Below are 12134 nucleotides of genomic sequence, written 5' to 3' on the forward strand. Positions count from 1 at the left end.
CGGCGAAGCTCGGGGCGGTCGGCCCCGCTTGGCGGCGAGCCGCCTTGGCTCACTTGTCCGTCCAAGCGGGCGGAAGGTGGGCGACATGCGGGCAAAGTGCGCATTATCGCCGATTTCCCGGGTTGCCATCGGCAAGCCATGTGCCATAATCGAAGCGCTTTTCGCATGACCGCTTAAAAGGCACGGGGGTATCTCCGACGAGTAATGGTAAATGGCGCGTCCAGCGCACGCACCGGCGTACGGGTCCAAGGAGGGGCCGGCGGCGTGATGCGGACGACACGGCTATCGAGAAAACGCCGGGCCGCCCCAGTATTCCGTCCCGCACGGAAGTCCCCTTTGGGGGAAGACCCTTCGGGGGACTTGGCGTTCAGCGCCACGTCTGGGGGCCCTCAATATGCAAAAGGCCACCATGAATCAGCTGAAAATCAAAAGAGATCCCGAAGGCACCCGGCGGCGCATTCTGCTCGCGGCGGCCGAAGAATTCGCGAATGGTGGCTTGTTCGGGGCCCGCGTCGATCAGATCGCGCGTCGCGCCGAAACGAACGAGCGGATGCTCTACTACTATTTCGGCAGCAAGGAGCAGCTCTTCACGGCGGTGCTTGAGCATGCGTTCGGCGCGCTCACGGAGGCGGAACGGGCGCTCGATCTGTCGGGGCTCGCGCCTGTGGAGGCGATCACGCGGCTCGCCCATTTCGTCTGGGACTACTATCGCGACCATCCCGATCTGCTGCGGCTCGTGAACAACGAGAACTTGCACGAAGCGCGCTACATGCAGAAATCGACGCATATCCGCGAGATGATCTCACCGATCGTCGCCACGCTTTCGTCGATTCTCGAGCGTGGCCAACGGGCTGGCCTCTTCCGCACGAACGTGGATCCGTTGCGTTTTTATGTGGCGCTTTCGGGGCTCGGCTATTACATCGTTTCGAACCGCTTCACGTTACAAGCCACGCTTGGGCGCGACTTCAGCACGCCCGCCGAGCGCGCGGAAATGATCCGCATGAACACGGAGCTGCTGCTCGCCTATCTGATGCGGCGCTGACCCACACCACGCTGGCCCGCGCGGCTTGCATGCTCGCGCCGACCGCCAGCAACGGCCGACGCGAGAATGCGTGTTCAGACGTCTCAAGCCTCGACAGGCTCGGCAGCGACCGTCGTTTCCTGGTTGTTCTCGAGGATGAAGTCGCGCAGTTGCGGGTAAATGATCGTGCGCCAGCGGCGTCCCGAGAAAATCCCGTAATGGCCGCATTTCTCGGCCGTGAAATGGCGCTTCTTCTCTTCCGGAAGGCCCGTACAGAGCCGATGCGCGGCGCGCGTCTGGCCGGTGCCCGAGATATCGTCGAGCTCGCCCTCGATCGTAAAGAGCGCCGTCTTTTTGATGTCGGCCGGGCGCACGAGCTCGCCTTCGATCTCCCAGGTGCCCTCGGCGAGCCTGAACTCCTGGAACACGATGCGAATGGTGTCGAGGTAGTACTCGGCGGCCATGTCGAGCACCGCGTTGTATTCGTCATAGAAGCGGCGATGCGCTTCGGCGTCTTCCTCGTCGCCGCGCAGCAGACTCTGGTAGAAGTCCCAGTGCGACGCCGCGTGCCGTTCCGGGTTCATCGCGACGAAGCCGGCGTGCTGCAGGAAGCCCGGATAGACGTGACGGCCGATGCCAGGATAGTTCGGCGGAACGGTGTAGATCACGTTGTTCTCGAACCACGAGTACGAGCGTTGCATGGCGAGGTTGTTGACCGACGTGGGACTGCAGCGCGCATCGACCGGGCCGCCCATCATCGTCATCGTGCGCGGCGTGTCTTCGCCGCGGCTCGCCATCAGCGAGATCGCCGCGAGCACGGGCACCGTCGGCTGACAGACGCCGAGCACGTGCAGATCCTTGGCGCCGATGTGGCGGATGAACTCCTGAATGTAGGCGACGTAATCGTCGAGATGGAAGGGGCCGTTTTCGACGGGCACCATCCGCGCATCGATCCAGTCCGTGATGTAGACCTTGTGGTCCTGCAGCAGCGTGCGCACCGTGTCGCGCAATAGCGTCGCGTGATGGCCTGACAGCGGCGCGACGACGAGCACGACGGGCTCGTCCTTCAGTTGCGCGACGGCCTCGCTGTCATCCGCATAGCGCTTGAACCGCAACAACCGGCAGAACGGTTTTTCAATGATCGTTTGCTCGACGATCGGAATGTTACGGCCGTCTTTGACGATTTGATGAAGGTCGAATTCGGGTTTTTCGTAATCCTTGCCGAGGCGGTACAGCAACTCGTACGCAGCCGAGTAGCGCGACGCACCGGGCACGTAAGCGAATGGACTCGCGGGATTGGCGAACGACCTCGATGCGGCTTGCGCCCACGCCGTAAGGGGATTCAAGAGCGCGCGCTGAAACTCGTAAAGCTGGTAAAGCATGATGGAGGGCTCCCACATCTGGGGCGAAGCACTTGAGGCGCCGGCGTCGCGGCATGCTATGCCGAAATCGATTCGCGCGGATGAAACTAACTTATTCGATGATAAAGGACAAACATGACCGGTTGCAACGCAGCAACTTGCACTGTGCAGGAAATGTTTCCCGCATTTATAGCAGCCAGAAACGTGCCGGCGGGTGTCAATAATCCGTCAGTATGAGCGCAAGCGAAACGAAAGGCTGCGGCCACGCCCGGAATGGCGCAACGGCTGCACACTTACAGTGCAAAGCGGCCGCACCCGCCGGCCCATAATAGTTCTCGCGCGGCATGTGTGGCGGTTCCGCTCAGTTTGTCGGGTGCCCGGTTACATGCGTCATTTCCTGTTCGTGGCGCATCAGATTGAGTCCCGTATGAATGAGCGCAACATGCGAAAACGCTTGCGGAAAATTGCCCGTGAAGCGTTTGTCGCGCGGATCGTATTCCTCCGAGAGCAGCCCGACGTCGTTGGCGAGGCCGACCAGCCGCTCGTACATCGCGTGCGCTTCGTCGAGCCGACCCTGCAGCGCGAGGTTGTCGACCATCCAGAAGCTGCAGGCGAGGAACGTGCCTTCGCCGGGAGGCAGGCCGTCGTCGACGTCGGCCGTGTGATAACGCAGCACGAAACCGTCGCGCATCAACTCACGCTCGATCGCATGCACGGTCGAGGCGACGCGCGGATCGTCCGGCGGTAAAAACCCCATGAGGGGCACGAGCAGCAGGCTCGCATCGAGGTCGTCGCTGCCGTATGACTGCGTGAAAGCGCCTACTTTGGCGTTCCATCCCGAGCGGCAGACGTCGGCGTGTATTTGTGCGCGCAATTCGCGCCAGCGCTCCACGGGTCCATGCAGCTTGAACGATTCGGCGGAGCGGATCGCGCGGTCGAATGCCACCCAGGCCATCACCTTCGAAAACGTGAACTGCCGGCGTCCGCTGCGCACCTCCCAGAGACCTTCGTCCGGATCGCGCCAGATTTTCTCGAGGTGATCGAGCATCGCGCATTGCACGGCCCAGACGGTTTCTTCCGTATGCAGGCCGCCGACGCGCGCGAGATGCAGCGCGTTCATGACTTCGCCGTAGACGTCGATCTGAAGCTGGCCGACGGCGTTGTTGCCGATGCGCACGGGCCTCGACCCCTCATAGCCCGGCAACCAGTCGATATCCATCTCGTGGAGGCGCCGCTCGCCGGCGAGCCCGTACATGATCTGCACCTGTGCGGGAGAGCCGGCTAGTACGCGCCCGAGCCATCCGCGCCACGCCCTTGCTTCGTCGTAGTACCCGCAGCGCATCAGCGCGAGCAGCGTGATCGTCGCATCGCGCAGCCAGCAATAGCGATAGTCCCAGTTTCGCTTGCCGCCGATGAGCTCGGGCAGCGACGTCGTCGGCGCCGCGACGATGCCGCCCGTCGGGGTGTAGGCGAGCGCTCTGAGCGTGATCAGAGAGCGCAGGATCGGTGCCGCATAGCGGCCCGTGACTTTGCAGCGCGCGGACCATTCGCGCCAATGCGTCTCCGTGCGTGCGAGCGCCGAGAACGGATCGTCGGCGGGCGGCACGTGCTGATGCGAAGACGAGTAGGCGAGCGTGAACGGCACTCGCTCACCTTCCGAGACGACGAAGTCCGCTTCCGTGTGCATGTTGGCGCCGCGCAGTTCGACGTCCGTGCGTAGCACGACAGTATCCGGCCCGACGGTCGCCTTGATCCCCTTGCCGTGCGAAAGCCGCGTGACCCACGGCACCGAGAAGCCGTAGTCGAAGCGCAGCGTCAGCGCCATGTGCATCGGCACCGTGCCGCGCCGTCCGACAACCATGCGCACGAGCTCGGACCAGCCGTTGCCGGGCGGCATGAAATCGATGACTGTCACCGCGCCTTCCGGCAGCTCGTAATCGGTCTCGAGCATCAGCGTGCCATCGCGGTAGCGACGCGTGATTTTCGACGCGGCGGCTGCCGGCGCGAGGCGCCAGCAGCCGTTCTCGTCTGTGCCGAGCAGTGCGGCGAAGCAGGCCCCTGAATCGAAGCGGGGCCAGCACAGCCAATCGACGGACCCCTCGCGGGAAATCAGCGCGGCCGTGTGGCCGTCCCCGACGAGGGCATAGTCTTCTATTCGAGCAGGCATGTGAACGATTTCAGAACGATTCGACGTTGTCATGATTCGATGTCACTGGCTACAATCGTGCCTCGGGGATCCGGGCCGCGCGTTGCACGAAGTCGAGCACCCACTGCGCTACGACTATAAGAACCGAGAACTTTCCGCTGCGCGAACGAATCTCGCATGCGACGCATCTTTGGCCCTCAACGCTTATGTGACGTTCATTCATCGAGAGGATTGACGCCATGCAGCACCCGTCCAAAGTCGATTGCATCACCATTCTTTCCGCCGCAAGCAAGCTCGACGACAACGCCTTGCTCGCCCTCGATTCCAGACTGCTCGGCCTGACGCGCAACGGTATGGATACTGCTGCCGCGTTTCTCATCGAGCGCGCGTGCTTCAAGCAGCACCGCGACGGTGGTGGACATTATGAGGTCGGCGGACTCTCGCTGCAGGGCAAGCTTCGCCTCGAGCAGCTGAGGCACGGTTGAGCGCATGGCGCCCGTCAGAGCCGCAGGTGCTCCGCGCCGGGACCGACGAGACCCAGAATGCCGACGATGATGAGGTACAACGCGACGATGTAATTCAGCAGGCGCGGCACGGCCAGAATCAGGATGCCGGCGATCAGCGCGGCAAGCGGTCCGAGGCTGATGGAAATGTTCATGGCGGTTCCTCGCTCCTGGCGAATCGAGAGGGCTTTTCGTGGATATGACCATTTTGCCGCGGCACAGCGATTTGCGTGCCACGTCGCTGGCACCGGCGCCCAGGCGCACAAACTGCGCGGCGATGGCTGCTTTGTTGGCCGCTTTGGTTTTGCTGAGCGCTTCATTGACATCGGGCACAGCCATGGCTCAAACGACTGGAACGGCCGGCGGTGACTACGATCTGCTGATCGGCACGTACACCGCGCCGGGCAAGAGCGAGGGCATCTATGTCTATCGCTTCGACACTCGCTCGGGCCGTGCAAGCCCGCTGTCGGTGCTGCGAACCGTCAATCCGTCGTATCTGGTGCCGAGCCGCGACAACCGCTATGTCTATGCCGTCAACGAATTGCCCGGCGACAACGGCCCGGCCAGCGTTCGCGGCGGCATCACGGCCATGGCTTTCGATGCGGCAAGCGGCCGTCTGACGCTGCTCAATCACGTTTCGTCCGAGGGCAACGATCCCTGCTATCTAAGCATCTCGCCCGATGGCAAATATCTCTTGGCGGCGAACTACTCGGTCGCGGCCGATCCCGGCGGCAGCTTCGCCGTCTTTCCGCTCGAAGCCGCCGGACGTGTCGGCACCGCGGCACTCGTCGTTCATCACGAGGGGAGCGGGCCCGTCAAGGGCAGGCAGGACGGCGCGCACGTCCATTCGACGGTCTTCTCGCCCGATGGCCACTATCTGTTCGCTCAGGACCTGGGCCTCGACAAGCTGTTCGTCTATCGCTATGCGCCGAATGCGGGACAGGGCGCGATCGTGAGCCCGACCGAGCAGCGCTATGTGCAGATGCCGTACGGGTCCGGACCGCGCCATCTCGTTTTCGACGCGAAAGGGCAATACGCCTATCTGACGAGCGAGCTCGCCGGCACAGTGACGGCTTTGCAGTACTCGAACGGCACGTTGCGCTCGCTGCAGGTGCTGAAGCTTGCGGAGCCCGGCTTCGCCGGAAAAGTCGGAGCCGGCGCGATTCATTTGTCGCCCGACGGCCGGTTTCTTTATGCGACCAATCGCGGCGACGCCAACGAGATCGTCATCTTCGCGGTCGATCCCGACGATGGTCTTTTGCGGCTCGTCGGGCGCCAATCGACGCTCGGCCGCACGCCGCGCGAGTTCTCGATCGATCCGACCGGACGGTGGCTCATCGTGGGTAATCAGGATAGCGATACGGCTTACGTTTTCAGCCGCGATCCCGAGACAGGGCGTCTCGGCCCCAATCCGATCCGGCTCGATATCGGTTCGCCTGTCGACTTCAAGTTTGTGCCCGCGTCCTGACGCCGGGGCGGCGCGGGGCGGCAAAGACGCGGGCGCGGATACAAAGAGAGCCCACGCGTCAGAGCAAGCACGTGGGCTCGAATCTACCGCCTCACGGGGGGCGGGGCGGCAGGGGATGACAGCGGTTCGGACAATGTATCCCCAACGAAGCAATGGCTATGCCGGGGCGTGCTGGCGCCGCTCCTCCAGTGCTTGCTCGCCCGAGTAAGGCGCCGATTCGCCGGTGCGGCGCACGAAAGGACTCGCTACTTCTTGCAATCGCCGAGCACGTTTTACCTTGACTATGCTATGGCTATTGATCGGGGCCGGGCGGGGCGAGGACTTCACGGCTGCCGTTGACGCTCATCGACGAAACGAGTCCCGCCGCTTCCATTTGCTCGACGAGTCGCGCGGCGCGGTTATAACCGATGCGCAGCTGCCGCTGGACGGCCGAGATCGAGGCGCGGCGCGTGCGCACGACGAACGCCACCGCTTCGTCGTAAAGCGGATCGGCCTCGGCATCGGGTGCGTCGCCGAAGAGATCCTGTGCCGCGCCCTCGGCGGCGGGGCCGTCGAGAATCCCTTCCTCGTACTGCGGCTCGCCGAACTGCTTCAAGTGCTCGACGATCCGATGCACTTCCTCGTCGGCGACGAACGCACCGTGCACGCGCTGCGGGTAGCCGGTGCCGGGGGGCAGGAACAGCATGTCGCCCTGCCCGAGCAGCGATTCGGCGCCCATCTGATCGAGAATCGTGCGCGAATCGATCTTCGATGAAACCTGGAACGCGACGCGTGTCGGAATGTTGGCCTTGATGAGCCCCGTGATCACATCGACGGACGGGCGCTGCGTCGCGAGGATCAGATGGATGCCGGCAGCGCGCGCTTTTTGCGCGAGCCGCGCGATGAGCTCTTCGATCTTCTTGCCGGCGACCATCATCAGGTCCGCCAGCTCGTCGATGACGACGACGATGAGCGGCAGCGTCGAAAGCGGTTCCGGTGCGTCGGGCGTCAGTGAAAACGGGTTCGTCAGCTTCTTTTCCGCGGCCTCGGCGTCGCGGATTTTCTGGTTGAATCCGGCAAGATTGCGGACGCCGACAGCCGACATCAGCCGATAGCGCTTCTCCATCTCGCCCACGCACCAGTTCAGCGCGTTGGCGGCGAGCTTCATGTCGGTGACGACGGGCGCGAGCAGATGCGGGATGCCCTCGTAGACGGAGAGCTCGAGCATCTTCGGATCGATCATGATGAGGCGCACGTCCTCGGGTGTCGCTTTGAAGAGCAGCGACAGAATCATCGCGTTGATGGCCACGGACTTGCCGGAGCCTGTCGTGCCCGCCACGAGCATGTGCGGCGCTTTGGCGAGATCGGTCACCACGGGATGCCCCGTGATGTCCTTGCCCATCGCGATCGTAAGGTTCGATGCGGAATGGCGGTAGGCGTCCGCCGCGAGGATCTCCGAGAGCCGGATCGTCTGACGTTTCGCGTTCGGCAACTCGAGCCCCATGCACGTCTTGCCCGGAATCGTTTCCACAACGCGGATCGACGTGAGGCCGAGGCCACGCGAAAGGTCCTTCATCAGGCCGACGATCTGGCTGCCTCGAACGCCGAGCGCGGGCTCGACCTCGAAGCGGGTGATGACGGGGCCGGCCGACGCGCCGACCACCGTCACGGGCACCTTGAATTCCTGCAGGCGCTGCTCGATCAGCTGGCTCGTTTGCGCCAGTTGCTCGGCCGGGATCGGTTCGGCATCGGACGACGCCTGCACGAGCAGGTCGATCGACGGCAGCTCGACGGCAGCGGCCGCCGGCGCATGAAACGCGAACTCCGTCGCGGCATGGCCGCGGATCGACGCGGGGGGCGATTGGGGGGATGCGGCGACGCCCGGCGCGGCGGCGCCCGGCGCGGCGGCGCCCGGCTCATCCGCGTCGTTTGCTCCGGTTGGGGGCTGTGTCGGGAGGAATGCGGTCGGCTCGTCAGGCGGCGGTTCGTCCCATGGGGCCACGGCCAGGACAGTGGACGGTTGGCGCCCGATCGGTTGCTCCGCTGGCGGTTCGACAGGCGGGGGCAGCGCGGCCGGCTCGGACGGTTGCGGCGCCACTGGGGACGGAATCGGCTCTGGGGATCGCGCTTCCACGGTGGAATCGATTGGCTCTGAGGATCGCGCTTCCACAGGCGAATCGATTGGCTCCGGGGATCGCGCTTCCACAGGCGAATCGATTGGCTCCGGGGATTGTCCTTGCGCAGGCCAAGAAGCGGTTGGTTGGGAGGGCAACGACGACGGCGAGTGTCGGTGCGTCGAGAGCGAGAAAACCGTTTCCACCTCAGCGCTCACGGTCGGCTGCTCGTCAGCCGTGCTGTTGCTGCTCCCAATCGACGGCGCCGACGCGCCGCGGCGCGCAAGGCCGATTCCCGCAAGCGCGGTCCACTGAGCTGTGTTTGCTTCGATCGCACGCAATGTTTCTTCGACGCTTTGCGCCGGAAGAGCGCTGCCTGGTCGATCCGGTTCCGGCTGGGGGCGCTCGCTCTCCGCGGCCGGCGAAACGGTTGGCCGGCGCGTCGTCGCGTACGGTCGCGGGGGCGGTGCCGCAGTGGTTTCCGCGAACGACAGGGCGGTATGGGGATGCTGCGTTGGGCGCCGGTGCGGCGCGCCAGTTGCACGCGTCGTTTCAGGCGCTGCGGCAGGCGGAGCAGGCCGCGCGGCGCTCGAGCGCGCGGCAGACTGCTGCGGCGACGCGGGCCGGCGAGGTTCCGCCTGGCGGCGCGTACCGATGATCGTACTGTCCGCGCGTGGACCGCTCTGAGTTTTCATCGTCGCGGCGCCCGAGGCCCCGCGCGATACCGACGGCGGTTGCCAGACGGTGGGGCGAGCGTAGCGTCCCCCCGATTTCGGCGCCATCGTGTTCACCGTATTGACGGCCGACATGCTGACCGTCGAGACGCGCGCCGTTCCGGTGCTGCTCGGGTGCGCGTCCCCTCCGCGCGCGGCGACTCGCTCCTGCCGGCTGTTCGATCGCGTCGCGACATTTGCGGCCTGATCGCGCGACGAGGCCAAACCGAGTCCGAGCCCGAACGCGCGGTCGGCGGCGCCGAGTGCATGACGCCAGCTGAATCCAATTAGCCACGGCAGGCCGGCGATCAAGAGCGGGAGCGCGCCGACCGGAGCGACGAGGCGGCCGGCCGCGCCGAACGCGTGGTCCGCGGCGGCGACGAATGCGTGGCCAAGCGCGCTGCCGGAGGCAGGCGCGAGCGCGGCCTCGAGCGTGCTGCTCGCCGCGAGCACGCAGGCAAAGCCGAACCAAAGGCGGATCGTCCCAGGACCGCCGAGGCCGCTGCCGCCAGGCAGGAGCGCCTTCGCGAGGCGCCACGCGAGAGGAACGAACCAGACGGCGGAGACGCCGAACCAGCCGGAAACAACCGTATGCATGCTAATGGGAAAGAAAGGCAGAAAGCTGCGCTTCGCGCAACGCGGCGAGTTTAACCTTTTGGGGCGCCGTGCGGCTTCGATGTTGCGCGCATCGCATGGCGCCTACCGGGTCGCGGCGTCGAAACTGAGCGTGGCGCCGTCTTCCGTGACGAGTTCGAGCCGATGCGGCGTGCGCCATTGCACGCCTGTTTTCGCGATATGGGCGAGCGCGTCGAGGTAGGCATGTTCGAGTTCGCCGCGCGATCCGGAGCAGGCCATCCGCGTCGTGGCAAGCGGCCCCAACGCGAGCTTACCGCTCTTGAGTGCATAGGGCCCGCTGAAGCGGTTGCAGCCTGCGAAGCCGCTTGCACGGCGCTCGCCGGTCGCCGTCGACAACACGAGGGTGGGCGCGGCTTCCCGGTCGCCGCCCGTCGCGTCCTTCGTGCCCTCGGCGCCGGCGCCGGCGATCTGGCGCGTCGCACCGCCGGCCGTCTGCCAGCTCGCGAGCGTCCACGAGGTGTCGTCGAGCAGCTGCGTGGCCGCGGGATTGAACGGGTCGCTCGGCGGCGCGGCCGACTCGGGATGCGTCGGCAACGCGCAGGCCGCGAGCATCGCGCACACCGCGACGAGCGGCGCGGCAGCCAGCGCGCCGGCGCGGCGCGGCGACGGACGGACGCGCGAAGCTGCGCGCCGCCGCGCGATGGACGGTTTCGACATGGGTTCGTTCCTTTCTTCTATCGCTCGAAAGGCGTAACGGTAGCGTACTCGGCCCGCGAGGCGTAAGCGAGCGCGGGCAGCAGCTTGCGCGCGGCGTAAACGGCATCCCAGGCAACGCGATGAAACGCGCGGCGCCGCATGCTAGCATCGCGGCTTCATCGAGCTCCTCTTCTCGAACGGATATCCGTCATGCAGATCGGTCAACGAATCGGTACGCCGCTTTCCGCCTCCGCCACGCGCGTCATGCTGCTTGGCGCGGGCGAGCTCGGCAAGGAAGTCATCATCGCGCTGCAGCGGCTCGGCGTTGAAACGATTGCCGTCGATCGTTATCCGAATGCGCCGGGCCATCAGGTCGCGCATCGCTCGCATGTGATCGACATGACGGACGCGGCCGCCCTCGCCGAGCTCGTACGCGCGGAGAAGCCGCACCTCATCGTGCCCGAGATCGAAGCGATCGCGACCGACGCGCTCGCCGAAATCGAAGCGGCTGGGCTCGCCGAAGTCATCCCGACCGCGCGCGCGACGCAACTGACGATGAATCGCGAGGGCATCCGGCGCCTCGCGGCGGAAACGCTCGGTTTGCCGACGTCGCCCTACGCGTTCGCGGATTCGCTCGACGAGCTGAAGGCGGCCATCGATCGGATCGGCTACCCGTGCGTCGTCAAGCCCGTGATGTCGTCGTCGGGCAAGGGCCAATCGGTGTTGAAGAGCGCGGCCGATATCGATCCGGCGTGGCAGTACGCCACGGCCGGGGCGCGCGTCAACGTGGGCCGAGTCATTGTCGAAGGCTTCGTCCAATTCGATTACGAGATCACGCAGCTGACGGTGCGCGCGGTCGAGCCGACGACCGGTAGCATCGAAACGTACTTTTGCGAGCCGATCGGCCACTTGCAGGTGGCCGGCGATTACGTCGAGTCGTGGCAGCCGCAGCCGATGTCGGCCGTCGCGCTCGCGCGCTCGCGCGACATCGCGCGCAAAGTCACGGAGGCGTTGGGCGGCCGCGGCGTGTTCGGCGTCGAGCTGTTCGTGCGCGGCGACGAGGTCTGGTTCTCGGAAGTGAGCCCGCGTCCGCACGACACGGGGCTCGTGACGCTCCGCTCGCAGCGCCTCTCGGAGTTCGAGCTGCACGCGCGTGCCATTCTCGGCTTGCCCGTCGATCCGTCGCTCGCCGCGCCCGGTGCTTCCGCCGTGATCTACGGCGGGTTGGAGGAGTCCGGCATCGCGTTCGAGGGCGTGCGCGAGGCGCTCGCCGTGCCCGGCGCCGACGTGCGGCTCTTCGGCAAGCCCGAGAGTTTCAAGAAGCGCCGCATGGGCGTGGCGGTCGCAACGGGGGCCGACATCGACGAAGCAAGGCGGCGAGCGAAGGCGGCCGCGGCGGTGGTGCGGCCGGTGTCGGCTGCCCGAAGCGCCGACGTGTCTCGATAGCGCGTCGTCGCGCCAGGATCGGGGAGCCAGGAACTGTCACAGTCCGTGCAACAGCGCGGTGCTACAATACCGGCCTTTCCGGTGGCGCGTTTCGTCGACTTCCGCCACTGG

General features: G+C 65.5%; 10 protein-coding genes. 5 read left to right on the forward strand and 5 right to left on the reverse strand.

Going from position 1 to position 12134, the window contains the following annotated elements; translation table 11 throughout:
- Positions 1-409 precede the first annotated feature (409 nt).
- Positions 410-1042 (forward strand): TetR/AcrR family transcriptional regulator, encoded by a 633-nt coding sequence (locus AB4Y31_RS13940; protein WP_026230099.1) that lies wholly within the window; start codon positions 410-412, stop codon positions 1040-1042.
- 83 nt (positions 1043-1125) lie between these two features.
- On the opposite strand, the gene AB4Y31_RS13945 is transcribed toward AB4Y31_RS13940, so the two are convergent.
- Positions 1126-2403, reverse strand: a complete 1278-nt coding sequence (locus AB4Y31_RS13945; RefSeq protein WP_368674374.1) for a polyhydroxyalkanoate depolymerase — start codon at positions 2401-2403, stop codon at positions 1126-1128.
- Positions 2404-2743: 340 nt separating this feature from the next.
- Entirely contained in the window at positions 2744-4549 is a 1806-nt protein-coding gene (locus AB4Y31_RS13950; RefSeq protein ID WP_368674375.1) for a glycoside hydrolase family 15 protein, read from the reverse strand.
- Positions 4550-4767: 218 nt separating this feature from the next.
- On the opposite strand from AB4Y31_RS13950, the gene AB4Y31_RS13955 reads away from it, so the two are divergent.
- The gene (locus AB4Y31_RS13955) at positions 4768-5013 is read left to right on the forward strand and encodes a hypothetical protein (RefSeq protein WP_018442987.1); all 246 of its coding nucleotides are present in this window, start codon (positions 4768-4770) and stop codon (positions 5011-5013) included.
- Between the two features lie 14 nt (positions 5014-5027).
- Here AB4Y31_RS13955 and AB4Y31_RS13960 read toward each other — a convergent pair whose 3' ends face one another.
- Complete coding sequence (locus AB4Y31_RS13960; RefSeq protein ID WP_368674376.1) at positions 5028-5186, reverse strand: DUF3096 domain-containing protein; 159 nt, start codon at positions 5184-5186, stop codon at positions 5028-5030.
- On the opposite strand from AB4Y31_RS13960, the gene AB4Y31_RS13965 reads away from it, so the two are divergent.
- Together AB4Y31_RS13965 and AB4Y31_RS13970 are read left to right on the forward strand one after the other, a co-directional pair.
- Positions 5185-5400: a hypothetical protein gene (locus tag AB4Y31_RS13965; protein ID WP_368674377.1), complete on the forward strand. Its 216-nt coding sequence runs from the start codon at positions 5185-5187 to the stop codon at positions 5398-5400. The two genes, AB4Y31_RS13960 and AB4Y31_RS13965, sit on opposite strands and share 2 nt — an antisense overlap.
- Positions 5369-6499 (forward strand): lactonase family protein, encoded by a 1131-nt coding sequence (locus AB4Y31_RS13970; protein ID WP_368674378.1) that lies wholly within the window; start codon positions 5369-5371, stop codon positions 6497-6499. The genes AB4Y31_RS13965 and AB4Y31_RS13970 overlap by 32 nt, the downstream gene beginning before the upstream one ends.
- Before the next feature lie 292 nt (positions 6500-6791).
- Here the strand turns inward: AB4Y31_RS13970 and AB4Y31_RS13975 are convergent, their stop codons facing one another.
- Together AB4Y31_RS13975 and AB4Y31_RS13980 are read right to left on the reverse strand one after the other, a co-directional pair.
- Complete coding sequence (locus tag AB4Y31_RS13975; RefSeq protein WP_368674379.1) at positions 6792-9902, reverse strand: DNA translocase FtsK; 3111 nt, start codon at positions 9900-9902, stop codon at positions 6792-6794.
- Between the two features lie 102 nt (positions 9903-10004).
- Positions 10005-10598, reverse strand: a complete 594-nt coding sequence (locus tag AB4Y31_RS13980) for an META domain-containing protein (RefSeq protein ID WP_368674380.1) — start codon at positions 10596-10598, stop codon at positions 10005-10007.
- A 189-nt stretch (positions 10599-10787) separates the two neighbouring features.
- Here AB4Y31_RS13980 and purT point away from each other — a divergent pair, with 189 nt between their 5' ends.
- A complete protein-coding gene (purT, locus tag AB4Y31_RS13985) occupies positions 10788-12023 on the forward strand; it encodes a formate-dependent phosphoribosylglycinamide formyltransferase (protein ID WP_368674381.1) in 1236 nt (411 codons plus the stop codon).
- Positions 12024-12134: the final 111 nt, after the last annotated feature.

Origin of the sequence: Trinickia sp. EG282A (assembly GCF_040965455.1) — a bacterium.
In the GTDB taxonomy this organism is placed as follows: Bacteria; Pseudomonadota; Gammaproteobacteria; order Burkholderiales; family Burkholderiaceae; genus Trinickia; species Trinickia symbiotica.